The 19,001-nt window shown below is 61.9% G+C and carries 15 protein-coding genes and 1 riboswitch; of the genes, 11 read left to right on the forward strand and 4 right to left on the reverse strand.

Translation table 11 applies throughout. From position 1 onward, the window contains the following. Positions 1 to 8: 8 nt before the first annotated feature. Complete coding sequence (locus LUU92_RS02605; RefSeq protein ID WP_071492293.1) at positions 9 to 1,448, reverse strand: TolC family outer membrane protein; 1,440 nt, start codon at positions 1,446 to 1,448, stop codon at positions 9 to 11. A gap of 196 nt (positions 1,449 to 1,644) precedes the next feature. Then, positions 1,645 to 1,750, forward strand: a riboswitch (TPP riboswitch). A 144-nt stretch (positions 1,751 to 1,894) separates the two neighbouring features. Between LUU92_RS02605 and thiC the strand changes: the two genes are divergently transcribed. Next, positions 1,895 to 3,784, forward strand: coding sequence for a phosphomethylpyrimidine synthase ThiC (gene thiC / locus LUU92_RS02610; RefSeq protein WP_257103123.1), 1,890 nt, complete (start codon positions 1,895 to 1,897; stop codon positions 3,782 to 3,784). Positions 3,785 to 3,907: 123 nt separating this feature from the next. Continuing rightward, entirely contained in the window at positions 3,908 to 5,200 is a 1,293-nt protein-coding gene (gene cytX, locus LUU92_RS02615; protein ID WP_257103124.1) for a putative hydroxymethylpyrimidine transporter CytX, read from the forward strand. Here the strand turns inward: cytX and LUU92_RS02620 are convergent. Continuing rightward, entirely contained in the window at positions 5,166 to 5,903 is a 738-nt protein-coding gene (locus LUU92_RS02620) for an RsiV family protein (protein WP_071491696.1), read from the reverse strand. The two genes, cytX and LUU92_RS02620, sit on opposite strands and share 35 nt — an antisense overlap. A 193-nt stretch (positions 5,904 to 6,096) precedes the next feature. Between LUU92_RS02620 and LUU92_RS02625 the strand changes: the two genes are divergently transcribed. The 8 genes from LUU92_RS02625 (at position 6,097) to LUU92_RS02660 (ending at position 15,032) form a co-directional block, all read left to right on the forward strand. Next, a complete protein-coding gene (locus tag LUU92_RS02625; RefSeq protein ID WP_058423483.1) occupies positions 6,097 to 6,714 on the forward strand; it encodes an NUDIX domain-containing protein in 618 nt (205 codons plus the stop codon). Continuing rightward, on the forward strand, positions 6,705 to 7,154 hold the full coding sequence (locus LUU92_RS02630) for a DUF1249 domain-containing protein (RefSeq protein WP_012721893.1): 450 nt from the start codon (positions 6,705 to 6,707) through the stop codon (positions 7,152 to 7,154). The genes LUU92_RS02625 and LUU92_RS02630 overlap by 10 nt, the downstream gene beginning before the upstream one ends. A 97-nt stretch (positions 7,155 to 7,251) precedes the next feature. After that, a complete protein-coding gene (gene cpdA / locus LUU92_RS02635; protein WP_222540863.1) occupies positions 7,252 to 8,067 on the forward strand; it encodes a 3',5'-cyclic-AMP phosphodiesterase in 816 nt (271 codons plus the stop codon). A gap of 184 nt (positions 8,068 to 8,251) precedes the next feature. Next, the gene (locus LUU92_RS02640) at positions 8,252 to 8,860 is read left to right on the forward strand and encodes a YqiA/YcfP family alpha/beta fold hydrolase (protein ID WP_071491694.1); all 609 of its coding nucleotides are present in this window, start codon (positions 8,252 to 8,254) and stop codon (positions 8,858 to 8,860) included. Between the two features lie 44 nt (positions 8,861 to 8,904). Further along, a complete protein-coding gene (parE, locus tag LUU92_RS02645; RefSeq protein ID WP_071491693.1) occupies positions 8,905 to 10,812 on the forward strand; it encodes a DNA topoisomerase IV subunit B in 1,908 nt (635 codons plus the stop codon). Next, positions 10,812 to 11,807 carry an esterase-like activity of phytase family protein gene (locus tag LUU92_RS02650; protein WP_071491692.1) on the forward strand — a complete coding sequence of 332 codons (996 nt, stop codon included), beginning with the start codon at positions 10,812 to 10,814 and terminating at the stop codon, positions 11,805 to 11,807. The genes parE and LUU92_RS02650 overlap by 1 nt, the downstream gene beginning before the upstream one ends. A gap of 73 nt (positions 11,808 to 11,880) precedes the next feature. Beyond that, positions 11,881 to 14,145: a DNA topoisomerase IV subunit A gene (parC, locus tag LUU92_RS02655; RefSeq protein ID WP_257103125.1), complete on the forward strand. Its 2,265-nt coding sequence runs from the start codon at positions 11,881 to 11,883 to the stop codon at positions 14,143 to 14,145. Positions 14,146 to 14,321: 176 nt separating this feature from the next. Further along, positions 14,322 to 15,032 (forward strand): PqiC family protein, encoded by a 711-nt coding sequence (locus tag LUU92_RS02660; protein ID WP_071491691.1) that lies wholly within the window; start codon positions 14,322 to 14,324, stop codon positions 15,030 to 15,032. Positions 15,033 to 15,219: 187 nt separating this feature from the next. Here the strand turns inward: LUU92_RS02660 and LUU92_RS02665 are convergent, their stop codons facing one another. Beyond that, positions 15,220 to 16,707 (reverse strand): AhpA/YtjB family protein, encoded by a 1,488-nt coding sequence (locus LUU92_RS02665; RefSeq protein WP_071491690.1) that lies wholly within the window; start codon positions 16,705 to 16,707, stop codon positions 15,220 to 15,222. Between the two features lie 133 nt (positions 16,708 to 16,840). On the opposite strand from LUU92_RS02665, the gene serB reads away from it, so the two are divergent. Beyond that, positions 16,841 to 18,055: a phosphoserine phosphatase SerB gene (gene serB, locus LUU92_RS02670; protein ID WP_071491689.1), complete on the forward strand. Its 1,215-nt coding sequence runs from the start codon at positions 16,841 to 16,843 to the stop codon at positions 18,053 to 18,055. Between the two features lie 80 nt (positions 18,056 to 18,135). Here the strand turns inward: serB and asd are convergent, their stop codons facing one another. Next, complete coding sequence (gene asd / locus LUU92_RS02675) at positions 18,136 to 18,996, reverse strand: archaetidylserine decarboxylase (RefSeq protein ID WP_071491688.1); 861 nt, start codon at positions 18,994 to 18,996, stop codon at positions 18,136 to 18,138. Between the last annotated feature and the right edge of the window lie 5 nt (positions 18,997 to 19,001).

Consider the following 19,001-nt stretch of genomic DNA (forward strand, 5'->3'; position numbering starts at 1 on the left):
CAGTGGATTCAGTTGCCGGGGCGGGCCTTGAGCTGCTCGGCGGCAGCCTTGGCCAGGTCCGGCGGCAGGAAGTCGCGGTCCGGGTTGTAGTCAGCCTTGAGGTAGCGCGCCAGGTCCTGCAGGTCTCCCGGGTTCAAGGTGCCGGCCGCCTGCTTCAGGCGCAGGTTGTCGAGGATGTAGTCGTAGCGACTGTTGTTGTAGTTGCGCACCGACGCGTAGAGCTGGCGCTGTGAGTCGAGCACGTCGACGATATTGCGCGTACCCACCTGATAGCCGATTTCCGTGGCTTCCACCGCGCTCTGGTTGGAGATGATCGACTGGCGGCGCGCCTGTACCTGCTCCACGTCGGTGTTCACCGCGCGGTGCAGGTTGCGGGTGTTTTCCACCACCTGGCGGCGCAGGCCTTCGCGCTGCTGCTCGGTCTGGCCCAGGCGCGAGTAGGACTCACGCACCTGCGAGCTGGTCAGCCCGCCGCTGTAGATCGGGATGCTCAGGCGCAGGCCAATGGTGCGCTGTTCCACATCACCCCGGTACGGCGTGCCGAAAGCGTTCGGGTTGCTGAAACCGAGGGCGTCATTGTCGCCTTTCTCATATTGCGCCACGGCGTCCAGGGTTGGCGCGTGACCGGCCTTGCGCTGCTTGAGGGTTTCTTCGGCGGCAGTGACCGCGTAGTTGCTGGCCAGCAGGTTCAGGTTCTGGCGGCCGGCGGTTTCGACCCAGGCCTTGGCGTCGTTCGGCAGCGGCGGCAGCACCGGCAGCGTGTGGACGATGCCCTGGATCGAGTTGTACTGGCGGTTGGTCAGGGTGATCAGCGCTTCGAACGCATCCTCGACCTGGCGCTGGGCCAGGATGCGGTTGGCGCGGGCGGTGTCGTAGCTGGCCTGGGATTGCAGCACGTCGGTCTTGTCCGACAGGCCCACGTCAAAGCGCTCGTTGGACTGGTCCAGCTGGCGTTTGAACGCGTTTTCTTCGGCCTTGGTCGAGGCCAGGTTGTCCTGGGCGCGCAGCACGGCAAAATAGCTTTCGGCGCTTTGCAGGATCAGGTTCTGTTCGGTGGCCGACAGTTGCAATGCCGCCTGCTCATTGGTGGCCTCGGCGGCTTGCAGCTGGAACCAGCGGTCGGCACGGAACAGCGGCTGGCTCAGGGTGGCGCGCCAGGAGTGCGCATCGCGGTTGGCGGTGGCGGCCGGGGTGTCGATCTGGGTGCGCACGTTGTTGATATCGGCACCGCCGGTCAGGTTCGGCAGCAGGCCGGCGCGGGCCTGGGGCACCACTTCCTTTTGCGCGCCGTACTGGGCACGGGCGGCGGCCAGGTCGGCGTTGTTGTCCACCGCTTCCTGGTAGACGCTGACCAGGTCGGTTTTGGCGGACAAGGGCGCTTCAGCTGCCCAGACCATTCCGTTGGTCGCACAAGACACGGCAAAAGCCAGTGAAAGTTTGCGCAGCATGAGGCGATCCCTAGTTTGAATATTACGGTGATAATTTAGCGCCCAAGGCTAAGGCCGGCCATTCCTGGCGTCAAGCATTGTGGCGGCAACCGAGTGTAGTGGTGCTGACTCGGCGCAACAATCCCGCAATCACGCCATTCATCACGCTGAATGCACCGCCATTGGCAATTTGCCCACGGCATGGTCTAGACTGGCCGCGTTCTTGTCGGGGTGCCTTGTTGGAAGGCTGAGATCGGTAAATACCGGATCCCGTTGAACCTGATCAGGTTAGCGCCTGCGTAGGGAACAAGATTTCTCGTCACCCGGCGAGTCCTCTTGTGCTTCGTCCGGGATGTTGTTCGACAATCGAACAGCCTCGTGCGCCAAGCACAGCACTGGTTCCAGTGCGTCCGTCCGTCACAGGTTCGCTCCGACAATAATCCACCGCCTGGATATTGGAGCCCGTGATGACTACAAAATTAAAAAATACCGTGCATTTGAGTGAGTCGGCCAAAGTCGACTCCGGCTCCGTGCAGCCCTTTACCCGCTCGCAGAAGATCTACATAGAAGGCACTCGCCCGGACATCCGTGTACCGATGCGACAAATCAGCCTGGACGTCACCCCCACCGATTTCGGCGGTGAGATCAACGCGCCGGTTACCGTGTATGACACCTCCGGCCCCTACACCGACCCCAACGTGATCATCGATGTGCGCAAAGGCCTGGGCGATGTGCGCTCGCCGTGGATCGAAGCGCGTGGCGACACCGAGCGCCTGCCGGGCCTCAGCTCGCACTTCGGCCAACAGCGCCTCAGCGACGCCGAGTTGACCGCGTTGCGCTTCGCCCATGTGAAGAACCCGCGTCGTGCCAAGGCCGGCGCCAACGTCACCCAGATGCACTACGCGCGCAAAGGCATCATCACCGCCGAGATGGAATACGTCGCCATCCGCGAAAACATGAAGCTCGAAGAAGCCCGCGCCAGTGGCCTGCTCGACCAGCAGCACGCCGGCCACAGCTTTGGCGCCAGCGTGCCGAAGATCATCACCCCCGAATTCGTGCGCGAAGAAATCGCCCGCGGCCGCGCGATCATCCCGGCCAACATCAACCACACCGAACTGGAACCGATGATCATTGGCCGTAACTTCCTGGTGAAGATCAACGGCAACATCGGCAACAGCGCCCTGGGTTCGTCCATCGAAGAAGAAGTGGCCAAACTGACCTGGGGCATTCGCTGGGGCTCGGACACGGTGATGGACCTGTCCACCGGCAAACATATTCATGAAACCCGCGAATGGATCATCCGCAATTCGCCGGTGCCGATCGGCACCGTGCCGATCTACCAGGCCCTTGAAAAAGTCGGCGGCGCCGCCGAGGACCTGACCTGGGAGCTGTTCCGCGACACCCTGATCGAACAGGCCGAGCAGGGCGTCGACTACTTCACCATCCACGCCGGCGTGTTGCTGCGCTACGTGCCGCTGACCGCCAAGCGCGTCACCGGCATCGTGTCCCGTGGCGGCTCGATCATGGCCAAGTGGTGCCTGGCGCACCACAAAGAGAACTTCACCTACACGCATTTCGACGAAATCTGCGAAATCATGAAGGCCTACGACGTCAGCTTCTCCCTCGGCGATGGCCTGCGCCCGGGTTCGATTGCCGACGCCAACGACGCCGCGCAATTCGGTGAGCTGGAAACCTTGGGCGAACTGACCAAGACCGCCTGGAAGCACGACGTGCAAACCATGATCGAAGGCCCTGGCCACGTGCCGATGCAGTTGATCAAGGAGAACATGGACAAGCAGCTCGAGTGCTGCGACGAAGCGCCGTTCTACACCCTCGGCCCGCTGACCACCGACATCGCGCCAGGCTACGACCACATCACCTCCGGCATCGGCGCGGCGATGATCGGCTGGTTCGGTTGCGCCATGCTCTGCTACGTCACGCCCAAGGAACACCTGGGCCTGCCGAACAAGGATGACGTGAAGACCGGGATCATCACCTACAAGATCGCCGCCCACGCGGCGGACCTCGCCAAAGGTCATCCGGGCGCGCAGATCCGCGATAACGCCTTGAGCAAGGCGCGTTTCGAGTTCCGCTGGGAAGACCAGTTCAACCTTGGCCTTGACCCCGACACCGCGCGTTCCTATCACGACGAAACCCTGCCGAAGGACTCGGCCAAGGTCGCGCACTTCTGCTCGATGTGCGGGCCGAAGTTCTGCTCGATGAAGATCACCCAGGAAGTGCGTGAGTACGCGGCCAACCAGCGCATTGAAGCGGTGGACGTGGACGTGGCCAAGGGCCTGGCCGAGCAGGCGGAGCGGTTCAAGCAGGAAGGCAGCCAGCTCTACAAGAAGGTCTGATTCAAGACGTCTGTACCGGCCTTATCGGGGGCAAGCCCCCTCCCACATGACTCAAACTGTGGGAGGGGGCTTGCCCCCGATAGCGATCCAGCAAACAACAAATGCCCCTCAGAGATAACACCCTTGAGCATTCAACCGAGTACTTACTCCCCCGATATCGCAGTGCCGAGCGACAAAAGAGTCTTCGGCGCCCGCGACCTGTTCTCCCTGTGGTTCTCCCTCGGCATCGGCCTGATGGTTCTGCAGACCGGCGCCTTGCTGGCGCCGGGCCTGGGCTTGTCCGGTTCGTTGCTGGCGATTTTCCTCGGCACCCTGGTCGGCGTCCTGCTGCTGGCCGCCGTTGGCGTCATCGGCAGCGATACCGGCCTGTCCGCCATGGCCGCGCTCAAGCTCAGCCTGGGTGCCAAGGGCGCCAGCCTGCCGGCGTTGCTCAACCTGCTGCAACTGATCGGCTGGGGCTCGTTCGAAATCATCGTGATGCGTGACGCCGCGAGCCTGTTGGGCGCGCGGGCATTCAGCGACGGCAGCCTGTTGGCCAGCCCATTGCTGTGGACGCTGTTCTTCGGCGGTCTGGCGACCTTGCTGGCGGTCAGCGGTCCACTGACGTTTGTGCGTCAGATCCTGCGCAAATGGGGCATCTGGCTGCTGCTCGCCGCCTGCCTGTGGCTGACCTGGAACCTGTTCGCCAAAGCCGACCTCACCGCACTCTGGGCCAACGCCGGTGACAGTTCGATGCCGTTCGCGGTGGGCGTTGATATCGCGATTGCCATGCCGCTGTCATGGCTGCCGCTGATTGCCGATTACTCACGCTTCGGCAAGCGCGCCAAAAACGTGTTCGGCGGCACGGCGCTGGGTTTCTTTATCGGTAATTTCTGGCTGATGAGCCTGGGCGTGGCCTACACCCTGGCGTTTGCGCCGAGCGGTGAGGTGAATGCGCTGTTGCTGGCGCTGGCCGGGGCTGGCCTGGGGATTCCGCTGCTGCTGATCCTGCTGGATGAGTCGGAAAATGCCTTTGCCGATATTCACTCGGCGGCGGTTTCCAGCGGCATGCTGTTGCGTTTGAAGGTGGAGCACCTGGCGTTGGCCATCGGCGTGATCTGCACGCTTATCGCCTGCTTTGCACCGTTGGCGCAGTACCAGAACTTCCTGTTGCTGATCGGCTCGGTGTTCGCGCCGCTGTTCGGCGTGGTGCTGGTGGATCACTTTATCCTGCGTCGTCGTGGCCAGGGCGCTGTCGCCAACCTGCGTTGGCCGGCGCTGCTGGCTTGGCTGGGCGGCGTCGCGACGTATCACCTGTTGGCCAATCTGTATCCGGACATCGGCGCGACCCTGCCGGCGCTGGTGCTGGCAGGGCTGTTGCAGTTAATTCTGGCTAAAGCCTTCAGCGGCGTGCAGGCACCAGCTCAGGCTGGATGATGCCGTCCAGGCGTGAGTAGGGAATCTGCAATTCGACGTGGCCCAGGGCGTACGGCGCGATGGTGTTGGTAGGGTACTTGAGGATCACGCCCCCATAGGTCAGCGCCACGTTCGGGGTTTTCTGGAAGGGGTAGGTCTTCACATACTCCGGCTCCAGGCTCAGGCGGGTGCTGATCAGCCAGCTGTTGTGGGCCACCTGGGCGGCTTTCCAGAACGCATCTTCCTTGCCGGGCAGCAGCATGTCGGTCAGGGTCAGGGCCTTTTGCCGCTGGCGCGAATAGTTGATGAACGCGCGGCCGGGCTCGCCGTGGGTGGCGCCCTGGTCCAGGTAGCTGGACAATTCGATGATCACCAAGCCGTCATGCTGTTCACGTACCTTGGCCTGCAAGTACATGCTGTTGCGTGGAGCGGCGGTTTTCAGGAATTGCTCGCGATAGGTCTCCAGGCTCGTCGGCAGGGGATCGCTTTGGGTCATTTCCAGCAGGCGCTGTTCAATCAATGCGTCCAGCTTGGGTTCCTTGGCAAAGTGCACGGTGTCGATATTCACCAGCGGGCAATCGGCGCTGGCGCAGCCCGGCTTGCTTTGCTCGGTGGCGTCGCGGGTGGCTTCCACCGGGGCTTTGTAACTCGGCTGGAACAGGCTCTGGCACGCGCCGAGGGTCATTGCGATGCAGGCCACGGAGGCGATTTTTAAAAGCGACATGTAAGTCCTTCGTCTATCGATAAGAGCGAAATTTGTGGAGCTTCGACTGCCAGCACGGCAGTCAGTTCGCCACTAAGCTGATTAGAGTGTGTTTGACGCCCGCCGTCTATCCCGGCAACTGGAAAGGGGCTGCATCCAGAGGCATGAGCGCGTTAGGATGGCGCCAATTGCGCAGGCTCAACGAGGAAGGGATATGACGGATTTTGCAAAATCGACGCCGAGCACAATCGAGATTGTTCAGCGCGACAATGCCTACCAGGGCTTCTACAAGCTTGATCGCGTGCAACTGCGCCACGAGAAGTTCGATGGCGGCATGAGCCGGGTGATCAACCGCGAAGTCTTTGTTCGTCATGATGCCGTGTGCGTGCTGCCCTACGACCCGCAGCGTGATGAAGTGGTGCTGATCGAGCAGTTCCGCGTCGGCGCCATGGGGCGTACCGACAACCCGTGGCTGGTAGAGATGGTCGCCGGCCTGATCGACAAGGATGAAGAGCCGGAGGAGGTTGCACACCGCGAAGCCGAGGAGGAAGCTGGGCTGACATTCTCCGCGCTGTGGCCGATCACCAAATATTTCCCGTCGCCCGGTGGCAGTACCGAATTTGTCCACTTGTACCTGGGCCGTTGCGACAGCTCGGGTGCGGGGGGCGTCCATGGATTGGAAGAAGAAGCTGAAGATATCCGCGTCACCGTGTGGGCCTTCGAAGATGCCCTGCAAGCGGTGCGCGACGGCAAAATTTCCAACGCAGCCAGCATTATCGCCCTGCAGTGGCTTGCGCTTAATCGCGCGGAAGTGAGGGGGTTATGGCAGTAAAGGCACGGGAACGTTATCGAGTCGACCTGATCGGGCTGCAAGCCGCCTGCGAGGCCAACTATGCGCGGCTGATGCGCCTGCTCCCCGACATGCGCCACGCCCCCGAGGCGCGGCGTATCGGCGTGACCCATGGCGACCAGATGCTCGGCGTGCTGGCCTTGGAAGTGATCGTCAACTGCCCGTACACCACCACCCTGCGCGTGCGCCAGGAACACAGCCTGCCTTGGCTGCCGGTGCCGCAGCTGGAAGTGCAGGTGTACCACGACGCACGCATGGCCGAAGTGATCAGCGCCGAACATGCGCGGCGCTTTCGCAGCATCTATCCTTACCCCAACGTGTTCATGCACCAGCCCGACGAGAAAGCACAACTGAATGTGTTCCTCGGTGAATGGTTGAGTCACTGCCTGGCCCTGGGCCATGAGTTCGAAGCCGTTCGGTAGATGTGAACTGCGTCCGCTTCCTGGGTTTCCTCTTTGTGTCCTGCCCCAGCATAATCACGCCAAACGTCCATTCCTGTGATTGCCTTGGGAGAGCGCCTTGCCGAGCGTATCCACCGTGAGCCCCGATGCACCGGCCTTGCTGGTGCAACTGTCCGACAGCCACCTGTTTGCCGAGGCCGATGGCACGCTGTTGGGCATGAACACCCGTGACAGCCTGCAAAGGGTGATCGAGCTGGTGCGTGCGCAGCAGCCCCGGATCGACCTGCTATTGGCTACGGGGGATATTTCCCAGGACGGCACGCTGGAGTCTTATCAGCAGTTTCGCGATATGACTGCGCTCATTGGCGCCCCGACGCGCTGGATTCCTGGCAATCACGACGAGCCGCAGATCATGGCCCACGCCGCCGTGCACAGCGACTTGCTGGAACCGGTGGTCGATATCGGCCATTGGCGTGTCACCCTGCTGGACTCCGCCGTACCCGGCTCTGTGCCCGGTTACTTGCAGGACAGCCAGTTGCAACTGCTCGCCCAGGCCCTGAGCGAAGCGCCGAACCGTCACCATCTGGTGTGCTTCCACCATCATCCGGTGTCCATTGGTTGCGCCTGGATGGAACCCATTGGCCTGCGCAACCCGGAGGCCCTGTTTGCGGTGCTCGACCGTTTCCCGCAGGTGAGGGCGGTACTGTGGGGGCATGTGCACCAGGAAATCGACCACGAGCGCAACGGCGTGCGCCTGCTGGCGTCGCCGTCCACCTGCATCCAGTTCGCGCCGGGTAGCGAGGATTTCAAGGTCAGTGAACAGGCACCGGGCTACCGCTGGCTGCGCCTGCACGCCGACGGACGGTTGGAGACCGGGGTGGAGCGTGTCCAGGGCTTCGAATTTACCGTGGACTACGGCAGCAACGGCTATTGACTGTGGGAGCGCGCTTGCCCCCGATGGCGGTGGATCAGTCACATCTAACAGTGCCTGACACTCCGCTATCGGGGGCAAGCCCCCTCCCACATTGTATCTTCGGTGTATTGAGGGCTGAGGTCATCACACACGGCTTCGATCCCTGTAAACTGCGCCTCTTTGGCTGAGTCATGGAGAGCCCGGCATGTCCGCTTCGATCCTGTATATCCACGGTTTCAACAGCGCGCCGGCGTCCAACAAGGCCAGCCAGCTGATCACCGTGATGGACAACCTTGGCCTGGCCGGGCAACTGCGTGTACCGGCCCTGCATCACCATCCCCGTCAGGCGATTCCTCAACTGGAAGCCGCGATTGCCGAACTGGGTCGGCCACTGCTGGTCGGCAGCTCACTCGGCGGCTACTATGCAACCCATCTTGCCGAACGCCATGGCCTCAAGGCATTGCTGGTGAACCCGGCGGTCAGCCCCCATCGGATGTTCGACGGTTACCTGGGCACCCAGAAGAACCTCTACACCGATGAAACCTGGGAGCTGACCCACGACCACGTGACGGCCCTGGCCGAACTGGAAGTGCCGGCGCCCCAGGACGCCGCGCGGTATCAGGTGTGGTTGCAGACCGGGGATGAAACCCTGGATTATCGCCTCGCCCAGCAGTATTACCGGGCCTGTGCCTTGCGCATCCAGGCCGGCGGCGACCATGGTTACCAGGGTTTCGCCCGGCAATTACCGGCGATCTTGAGCTTTGCCGGTATTGGCGCAGATCAGTATCAATCCTTCGACTTTGCTGCACTGTAAAGTCGCAGGTCATTTTTTAATCGAACGACTCACGACGAGACCCCATGGCCACTCCCAGCGCTAGCTCTTATAACGCCGACGCCATCGAAGTCCTCTCGGGCCTCGACCCGGTGCGCAAACGCCCCGGCATGTACACCGACACCAGTCGGCCGAACCACCTTGCCCAGGAAGTCATCGACAACAGCGTCGACGAAGCCTTGGCCGGGCACGCCAAGTCGGTGCATGTCATTCTCCACGCTGACCACTCCCTGGAAGTGTCCGACGATGGTCGCGGCATGCCGGTGGACATCCACCCGGAAGAGGGAGTGCCGGGCGTCGAGCTGATCCTCACCAAGCTCCACGCGGGTGGCAAGTTCTCCAACAAGAACTACCAGTTCTCCGGTGGCCTGCACGGTGTGGGTATTTCCGTGGTCAACGCCCTGTCCACGCTGGTGCGGGTCAAGGTCAAGCGCGACGGCAACGAGTACCAGATGACCTTTGCCGATGGCTACAAAGCCACCGACCTGGAAGTGATCGGCACTGTTGGCAAGCGCAACACCGGCACCAGCGTGTACTTCGCGCCGGACCCGAAATACTTCGATTCGCCGAAATTCTCCATCAGCCGCCTCAAGCATGTGCTCAAGGCCAAGGCCGTGCTGTGCCCGGGCCTGCTGGTGACCTTTGAAGACAAAGGCACCGGCGAGAAGGTCGAGTGGCATTACGAAGACGGCCTGCGTTCGTACCTGGAAGACTCCGTCAGCGACTTCGAGCGCCTGCCCAACGAGCCGTTCTGCGGCAGCCTGGCCGGTAATAAAGAAGCCGTGGACTGGGCGCTGTTGTGGTTGCCCGAGGGCGGCGATAGCGTGCAGGAAAGCTACGTCAACCTGATCCCCACGGCCCAGGGCGGCACTCACGTCAACGGCTTGCGCCAGGGCCTGCTCGATGCCATGCGCGAATTCTGCGAATACCGCAGCCTGCTGCCACGCGGGGTGAAGCTGGCGCCGGAAGACGTGTGGGAGCGCATTGCGTTCGTGCTGTCGATGAAGATGCAGGAGCCGCAATTCTCCGGCCAGACCAAAGAGCGCCTGTCGTCCCGTGAAGCGGCGGCGTTTGTCTCTGGGGTGGTCAAGGATGCGTTCAGCCTGTGGCTCAATGAGCACCCTGAACTGGGCCTGGCCCTGGCTGAGCTGGCAATCAACAACGCCGGCCGTCGCTTGAAGGCCAGCAAGAAGGTCGAGCGCAAACGCATCACCCAGGGCCCGGCATTGCCCGGCAAACTGGCCGATTGCGCCGGGCAGGACCCGATGCGCTCCGAGCTGTTCCTCGTGGAAGGTGACTCCGCCGGCGGTTCCGCCAAGCAAGCGCGGGACAAGGAGTTCCAGGCGATCCTGCCGTTGCGCGGCAAGATCCTCAACACCTGGGAAGTCGATGGCAGCGAAGTCCTGGCCAGCCAGGAAGTGCACAACATCGCCGTGGCCATTGGGGTAGACCCGGGCGCGGCGGACATGAGCCAGTTGCGCTACGGCAAGATCTGCATCCTCGCCGACGCCGACTCCGACGGCCTGCACATCGCCACGCTGTTGTGCGCGCTGTTCGTCCAGCACTTCCGCCCGCTGGTGGATGCCGGCCACGTCTACGTCGCCATGCCGCCGCTGTACCGTATCGACCTGGGCAAAGAGATTTACTATGCCCTGGATGAAGCCGAGCGCGATGGCATCCTCGACCGCCTGGTGGCCGAGAAGAAGCGCGGCAAGCCACAGGTCACGCGATTCAAAGGCCTGGGTGAAATGAACCCGCCGCAACTGCGCGAAACCACCATGGACCCGAACACCCGGCGCCTGGTGCAGTTGACGCTGGGCGACGATTTCGCCGCCACCTCGGAAATGATGGACATGCTGCTGGCGAAGAAACGCGCGCCGGACCGCAAGTCCTGGCTGGAATCCAAAGGCAACCTGGCCGAGGTTCTGGGCTGATGCGCACAGGTTTCGCCCTGGCGATCCTGATGTTGAGCAGTTTGGCGGCCGCCCAGGTGGCTGCCGCGCCTGCGGCCGAGCTAAAGCTGGTGTCCGAACACCCGGTAGACGGCATGCGCGGCGGCAACCTGTCGGGCCTGGCGTTGTGCGGTAACGAGTTGTGGACGGTTTCCGATCGTGATGACGACCAGATCTACCGCCTGGATACAAGCGAGACGACTTGGAAGGCCGAAACCGTGAATATCGACGTGCCGCCGGTGCCCGAGTCCGGCTTGCCCTGGGGGTTGCGTTCGCGCACCAAGGCAGCCTCGCTCATTCGCGGTGGTGACCTGGATTTTGAAGGTATCACCTGCGATGCCGCCGGTAACCGCTACATTGTCAGCGAAGCCCATGCGGCGGTGCTGCAAGTGCCGGTAACGGGGGCGCCGGACTGGTTGAGGATCGCGCCGGGCATGGTGCGTGAGGCCCGGGCCAGCGGCCTGTTGCTGCACTTCAATGCATTGTTTGAAGGCCTGGCGATCAACCCTGAAGGCAATCAGATCTGGCTGGCGGCTGAGCGTGAACGGCGTGGCCTGATTTCCATCAAGCGTCCGCAAAGCCTGTGGGACTGCGATGGCCCGTGCGTGTTATTGAGTGAGGCGGGCACCGAGATGCAGCCTGCCCAGGTGCCCAAGGCCAAGGCGGTCGCCAGGAATTTTTCGGATGTGGCGCTGTTTCAGGGCAAGTTGTTCACGCTCGAAAGCAGCCAATACCAGCTGTGCCGCCGCGATGCCGTCACGGGGGCTGTCGAGCAATGCTGGTCATTTGCTTCCGAGATGCTCACGCCGCAACGCCGATACGATCAGCCCTACGGCCTGGCCGAAGCGTTGGTGGTGGACGCCGATGGCGCCTGGATCGGTCTGGACAACAATTTCGGCCCACGTGCCGATGGTGAAAAACGCCCCATGGTCTATCGTTTTGCCGCCCCTGTCGGTGGCTGGAGCGCCAAGCCATGAGCCAACACTTTTTTGAATTGACCCGGTGCCGTGGCATTTCCGCTGCGCCATACCCAAGCATGATGAGGCCCGCATGAGTGACATCCTCGCAGACAGCTTAGACGGCGTAGAACGCCGGTCGCTGGCTGACTTCACCGAAAATGCCTACCTCAACTACTCCATGTACGTGATCATGGACCGTGCCTTGCCGCATATCGGCGACGGCCTGAAGCCCGTACAACGGCGCATCATCTACGCCATGAGTGAGTTGGGCCTGGACGCTGATTCCAAGCACAAGAAATCGGCACGTACCGTCGGTGACGTACTCGGTAAGTTCCATCCCCACGGCGACTCGGCGTGCTACGAAGCCATGGTGCTGATGGCCCAACCGTTCAGCTATCGCTACACGCTGGTGGACGGCCAGGGTAACTGGGGTGCGCCGGATGATCCCAAGTCCTTCGCTGCCATGCGATACACCGAAGCGCGCCTGTCGCGTTACTCGGAAGTCTTGCTGAGCGAACTGGGGCAGGGCACCGCCGACTGGGGCCCCAACTTCGACGGCACGCTCGACGAGCCACTGGTGTTACCGGCACGTTTGCCGAATATCCTGCTCAATGGCACCACCGGCATTGCGGTGGGGATGGCCACTGACGTACCGCCGCACAACCTGCGTGAGGTCGCCACGGCCTGCGTGCGTTTGCTGGATGAGCCCAAAGCCACGGTTGAACAGCTCTGCGAGCACATCCAGGGCCCGGACTATCCGACCGAAGCGGAAATCATCACACCGCGCGCCGACCTGCTGAAAATGTACGAAACCGGCAAGGGCTCGGTGCGCATGCGCGCCGTTTACCACATCGAGGATGGCGACATTATCGTCACCGCACTGCCGCACCAGGTGTCGGGCGCCAAGGTGCTGGAGCAGATCGCCGCGCTGATGCAGGCCAAACCGTCGAAACTGCCGCAGGTGGCCGACCTGCGTGACGAGTCCGACCACGAGAACCCATGCCGCATCGTGATCATCCCGACCAACAGCCGGGTCGACCACGAAGTGTTGATGCAGCATCTGTTCGCCAGCACGGACCTGGAGTCCAGTTACCGGGTCAACGTCAACATCATCGGCCTGGACGGCAAGCCGCAGTTGAAGAACCTGCGCAACCTGCTGGTGGAGTGGCTGGAATTCCGGGTGCAGACCGTGCGTCGCCGCCTGCAGTTCCGCCTCGACAAGGTCGAGCGCCGCCTGCACCTGTTGGACGGCTTGCTGATTGCCTACCTCAACCTGGATGAAGTGATCCACATCATCCGTACCGCCGAGCACCCGAAAGCCGAGTTGATTGCGCGTTTCGAGCTGAGCGAGATCCAGGCTGACTACATCCTCGACACCCGCTTGCGTCAATTGGCGCGACTGGAAGAGATGAAGCTGCGCGACGAACAGGACGCGCTGCTCAAGGAGCAAGCTAAGCTGCAAGCCCTGCTGGGCAGTGAGGCCAAGCTGAAGAAACTGGTGCGCAGCGAGCTGATCAAAGACGCCGAAACCTACGGTGACGACCGTCGTTCGCCAATTGTGCAGCGTGCCGAGGCGAAAGCCCTGACAGAAACCGAGCTGCTGCCAAACGAGAAAATTACTGTCGTTCTGTCGGAAAAGGGTTGGGTTCGATCCGCCAAGGGGCATGATATTGACGCCACTGGTCTGTCGTACAAGGCCGGTGACGGGTTCAAGACCGCTGCGGCCGGGCGTTCCAACCAGTTTGCGGTGTTTATCGATTCCACCGGGCGCAGTTATTCGGTGCCGGCTCACACCTTGCCATCCGCACGGGGACAGGGCGAGCCGTTGACCGGGCGTCTGACGCCGCCGCCAGGGGCGAATTTCGAATGTGTGCTGCTGCCGGACGACGATGCGCTGTATGTGATCGCATCCGACGCGGGTTACGGTTTCGTGGTCAAGGGTGAAGACCTGCAGGCCAAGAACAAGGCGGGCAAGGCGTTGCTGAGCTTGCCCAACAACGCCAAGGTGATCCTGCCGCGGCCGGTGGATGATCGTGAGAGCAACTGGCTGGCGTCGGTGACCACCGAAGGGCGTTTGCTGGTGTTCAAGGTCAGCGACCTGCCGCAGTTGGGCAAAGGTAAAGGCAACAAGATCATCGGTATTCCCGGCGAGCGGGTGGCCAGTCGCGAAGAGTACGTGACCGACATCGCGGTGATCCCGGAAGGCGCGACCCTGGTGCTCCAGGCCGGCAAGCGTACGCTGTCGCTACGCCCTGACGACCTTGAACATTACAAGGGCGAACGTGGTCGGCGTGGTAACAAACTGCCTCGAGGCTTCCAGCGAGTGGATGCCTTGCTGGTAGAAGCGCCGGTTTAACGCGTTTTAGAGCTCTCGATCTACGATTTAACGCGTAGATCGATGCTTTGGCGCTGGAGTCATGGCGCATATTCACGGATGATATGGCCTTTCCAGCGCCGGCGTGGCCGAGCGTATTTAGGTTATTTTTAGTATTACATTGTGGTTCGCCTTGTGGCAGCCACCTGGATGGGATGATGACTGCTCCACGCCTTCCTTTTATTTTCATGCTCGCTGGCCTTTTGGGGCTGGCGGGTTGCAGCACACACCAACCGGTGTCGCTGTACCAGCTGGACAGCGGAAGTCCGGCTCAACCTGCACAGTCCGCCGGCATGGCCGTCCTGCTCGGCCCGGTGGTCGTAGCCGACTACCTGCAACGCGAAACCCTCCTGCAACGTCAGAACGATGGAAGCCTGCAAGGTTCCACCGATGGCCGTTGGGCGGGGAGTTTGTCCTCTGATATCAATCAGTTGATGTTGCGCCAGGTGGCGGGTCAGTTGGACAGCCAGCGGGTGGTCCTGGCACCAGGGCCCTCCGGGTTCACGCCTGATGTACAGGTGTTGCTGACCATTACCCGGCTTGACTCCGGCACGTCGCAACCGGCCATCCTCGATGCGCAATGGCGCTTGATCGACCGTCGTGGGCAGGTGCGTGATAACCGTATCGTGCACTTGCAGGAACAGCACACCGGTTCCACTGCGTCCCAGGTCCAGGCCCAGGGCGTGTTGTTGCAGCATTTGGCGCAGCAGTTGTCGGTGGCGCTCAAGCCATTGGCCAACCAACCGCCGATTGCCGAAGCGCCGCGCAAGCAAAGCGCGCCGGCGCAGGCCAGGCCGGCAGAGCCGCAGAAGCCGAAGATGCCGATGGCTACGCCGATCCGTACGGATATGGAAGTGTTCAGGTTCTGACCTGAATCGCAGACAAACAAAAAGGCCCGCTGAATCAGCGGGCCTTTTTGTTTGTGCGCAATTTGAGCCAGGCTGCGGACCCAATGTGGGAGGGGGCTTGCCCCCGATAGCGGTAGTTCAGTTAATGATGTGTTAACTGATACTCGGCTATCGGGGGCAAGCCCCCTCCCACATGAGTCCTACCGTTTTATTTGGCGCGGGTTTCATGCATCCGCGCCAACTGCCGCTCCAGCATCGACGGATACGGCTCCATCAATCGCTCCACACAACTGGCCCCTTCAGGGCTGGCAATCGGGCGGATACGCGCGCGTTGGCGGATCAGCGTGTCTTCACTGATCTTGCGCTCCACCAGCAGCAGGTTGCGGCTGTGTTGGGACAGGGCCAGGGCGTCCTGGGCGATTTCGGTGAGCAGCAGGTCGATCTGACTTATGCCGAACAGATCGTCGCCCACTGTCAGGCCAAGCTGCAGTTGCAGGGTAATGCCGCTGTCCGCCACTTCGATCTGCAATTCATGACCCAGCGCGCGCAGCAACTCGCCGCAGCAGATGGCGTTGGTCAGGTAGTCTTCACCGCTGTCTTCACTGTGGAACAGCATCAGCGTGCTGCCATCGTTCAGGGTGTGCAATTCGCTCTGGTACAGCGAAGCGGCCTGGTCGAGGCAGTCACGGTAGCGTTCCAGCAACTCGGTCAGGCGTGCGCGTGGCAGGCGACGGAGTTGATCCTGTGCTCCCAGTTGCACCGCCAGAACGGCGCTGTACTGGGGTTCTGCACTCTTTACCGGAGCCGGTTTGGCGGCGACGGCCGGGGCGCTGGCCGAGGTGTCGCGCAGATCGGCGAACGGGTCTTCGTCGTCCAGCTCGTCCTCTTCGGCTTTGAACGCCTGGCGAGTGGCAGGTTTGAGGCCTGCGACCGGGGCGTCTTCCACTTCAAACTCAGGCTCATCGTCGAACTCAGGCTCGGGCTCAATCTCGCGCACCACCGGTTCCGGGGCGAAGCTGGCGTGCAGCTGGCGAGCGAGGTCGCCTATTTCGTCCTGGCGATCAGTGGCCGGAGTATGTTCGTCGATGTCCCGCAGCCAGATGCGCAGTTGCATCAAGGGCGTAGAGATATGCCGTCCCAGGCGCAGGCTCAGAGCCAGGGCCAGGGCCAGCAGGATCGCGCTGAGAATGCCCATGCTTTGCAGGCTGATGGTCATCGGCTGCTGGAATTGCTGCATGTCGAGGCTGATGCGCAGTTGGCCGGCCTTCACATCCTGAAACGTAATATTGCTCGAATACAGGCCTTCGGCTTCACCCAGCAGGCCGTTTTTCGGGCGTTGCCCGGCTTCGGCCATGATCCGGTTGTCCACGCTGTAGATGGCGGCGTGGGCCACCAGCGGGTTCTTGGTCAGGTTGTTGAGCAGTACGTTGAGGCTGAGGATGTCGTTGGACACCAGCAACTCAGTCGCCGAGGTGGCGGTCTGGGTCGTCAGGCTCTCGCCCAGGGCGTCGGCTTGTTCGTGCATGGCCTGCTTGAACTGCAATCCCATCACGCAGGCGTAGATCACCAGGGCCAGGGCGACCAGGATCACGTTATGGCTGGCGATGCGTAATGCGATCGGTACACGGCGGTGGCGCAGTGCCCGGAAGATCAGCAGGAAGAAGTTATCGGTTTTTACTGGCGTGGGCCGGTTCACTTGCGCTCGGCTCTTGGTCCGTGAAGTTGACGCGCAGTATAGCGACAGCCCCATGACCGGCAAAGCGCTGGCTGTGCCCGATGGTCACTGAAAGTGGGTAGAATGCGGTTTTTTTCCAGCCTGGGGGTGCGCCTTGCGCGAAATTGTCCTGATTAACATCACTGGGGAAGACCGCCCGGGTCTGACCGCAGCCATTACCGGCGTTCTGGCCCAGGGTGGTGTGAACATTCTCGACATCGGCCAGGCGGTGATCCACGACACCCTGTCGTTCGGCATCCTGGTCGAGATTCCGAGCACCGAGCAGGCGTCTTCGGTGCTCAAGGACATCCTGTTTACGGCCTACAAGCTGGACCAACAGGTGCGTTTCACTCCGGTGTCCGAAGAGGATTACCGGCAATGGGTTGCCGGCCAGGGCAAGAAACGCCACATCGTGACGCTGCTGACCCGCAAGGTCACCGCCGAGCAACTGCAGCGCGTCAGCTCCATCACCGCGCAATATGGCCTGAATATCGACCATATCGACCGTTTGTCGGGTCGTATGCCATTGGACACGCCGGCCGACAAGGGCAAGGGCTGCATCGAGTTCTCCGTGCGCGGTGAACCGGCCGACCCGCAAGCCCTGCGTGCCGAGTTCCTCAGCGTGGCCCAGGAGCTGAACGTCGATATCGCCTTCCAGGAGGACTCGCTTTTCCGCCGCAACCGCCGCCTGGCAGTGTTCGACATGGACTCGACTCTCATCGAGGCTGAGGTCATCGACGAGCTGGCCAAGGCCGCGGGTGTTGGCGAGCAGGTGTCGCAAATCACCGAGCGCGCCATGGCCGGTGAACTCGACTTCCGCGCCAGCTTCAAGGAACGCCTGGCGCTGCTCAAGGGCCTGGACGTGAGCGTGCTGGACTCCATCGGCGCTTCCCTGCGCCTGACCGAGGGCGCCGAAACCCTGTTCGCCGAACTCAAGCGCCTGGGCTACAAGACCGCCATTCTGTCCGGCGGCTTCACCTACTTCGCCAAGCAATTGCAGGCCAGGCTGGGTATCGACTATGTGTTCGCCAACGAGCTGGAAGTGGTGGATGGCAAGGTGACCGGCGTGGCGGTGGAGCCGATTGTCGACGCGCAGCGCAAAGCGGATCTGCTCAAGGAATTGGCTCACAAGGAAGGGTTGCGTCTGGAGCAGACCATTGCAGTCGGCGACGGGGCGAATGACTTGCCGATGCTGGCGATTGCCGGGTTGGGTGTGGCGTTCCGGGCCAAGCCGTTGGTAAAGCAATCGGCCAAGCAGGCGATTTCGACGCTGGGGCTGGACGGTGTGTTGTACCTGCTGGGCTTTCGCGATCGCGACGGTCAGCTGTAACTCGATCTCACAGTAGGAATACAGAGCAAATGTGGGAGGGGGCAAGCCCCCTCCCACATTTGCTCTGTACTGAATTCAAATCAGGCTTTTGGCAGTGCAATACCCTGGCCCATCTGCACTGGCGTACCCGCCGCCAATTCTTCAGCCCACTTCACCTGATCCGGCCCGAACAGCACAATCGCCGTCGATCCCAGCTTGAAGCGCCCCAGCTCGGCACCTTTTTCCAGGTGGATCGGCGCACGTGCAGCTTCGTCGTAGCGGAAGGTTTTCAGCTCGCGCTTTGGCGGTGTCACCAAGCCGGCCCATACGGTTTCAATCGACGCCACAATCATCGCGCCCACCAATACCACGGCCATCGGGCCGCGTTCGGTGTCGAAGATGCAGGCAACGCGCTCGTTACGTGCGAACAACTCGGGTACGTTTTCAGCGGTGGTCTGGTTGACCGAAAAGATGCGTCCAGGAATGTAGACCATCTCGCGCAGCGTGCCGGCCAACGGCATGTGCACGCGGTGGTAGTCCTTCGGCGAGAGGTAGATGGTGGCGAAGTCGCCGCCCATGAACGGTGCAGCTACGGCCGCATCGCCACCCAGCAGTTCCAGCACGCTGAAGCTGTGGCCCTTGGCCTGGAATACGCGGCCATGTTCGATCGGGCCCAGTTGGCTGACCGCGCCATCGGCAGGGCTCAGCACCGCGCCTGGGGTTTGATCCAGCGGGCGGGCGCCGTCTTTCAGGGCGCGGGTGAAGAAGGCGTTGAAGTGCTCGTAGGCGCTCAGGTCTTCAACCAGGGCCTGGGACATGTCCACTTGATAGCGCTTGGCAAACCAGGCGGTGAAGGCATTCTTGAACCAGCGCACGCGGCACTCGGCGACACAACCTGCCAGGCGCGACAGCAAGTGGTGCGGCAGCAAGTATTGGCTGAGGATAAACAACTGCTTTTTCATAACTG

It is taken from the genome of Pseudomonas extremorientalis, assembly GCF_024584605.1.
In the GTDB taxonomy this organism is placed as follows: domain Bacteria; phylum Pseudomonadota; class Gammaproteobacteria; order Pseudomonadales; family Pseudomonadaceae; genus Aquipseudomonas; species Aquipseudomonas extremorientalis.

Excerpts from the sequence above, each read along its gene's own strand:
- LUU92_RS02605 (WP_071492293.1), bottom strand. The coding sequence starts at position 1,448 with ATGCTGCGCAAACTTTCACTGGCTTTTGCCGTGTCTTGTGCGACCAAC.
- thiC (WP_257103123.1), top strand. The coding sequence starts at position 1,895 with ATGACTACAAAATTAAAAAATACCGTGCATTTGAGTGAGTCGGCCAAA.
- LUU92_RS02620 (WP_071491696.1), bottom strand. The coding sequence starts at position 5,903 with ATGTCGCTTTTAAAAATCGCCTCCGTGGCCTGCATCGCAATGACCCTC.
- LUU92_RS02625 (WP_058423483.1), top strand. The coding sequence starts at position 6,097 with ATGACGGATTTTGCAAAATCGACGCCGAGCACAATCGAGATTGTTCAG.
- LUU92_RS02630 (WP_012721893.1), top strand. The coding sequence starts at position 6,705 with ATGGCAGTAAAGGCACGGGAACGTTATCGAGTCGACCTGATCGGGCTG.
- LUU92_RS02640 (WP_071491694.1), top strand. The coding sequence starts at position 8,252 with ATGTCCGCTTCGATCCTGTATATCCACGGTTTCAACAGCGCGCCGGCG.
- parE (WP_071491693.1), top strand. The coding sequence starts at position 8,905 with ATGGCCACTCCCAGCGCTAGCTCTTATAACGCCGACGCCATCGAAGTC.
- LUU92_RS02650 (WP_071491692.1), top strand. The coding sequence starts at position 10,812 with ATGCGCACAGGTTTCGCCCTGGCGATCCTGATGTTGAGCAGTTTGGCG.
- parC (WP_257103125.1), top strand. The coding sequence starts at position 11,881 with ATGAGTGACATCCTCGCAGACAGCTTAGACGGCGTAGAACGCCGGTCG.
- LUU92_RS02660 (WP_071491691.1), top strand. The coding sequence starts at position 14,322 with ATGACTGCTCCACGCCTTCCTTTTATTTTCATGCTCGCTGGCCTTTTG.
- asd (WP_071491688.1), bottom strand. The coding sequence starts at position 18,996 with ATGAAAAAGCAGTTGTTTATCCTCAGCCAATACTTGCTGCCGCACCAC.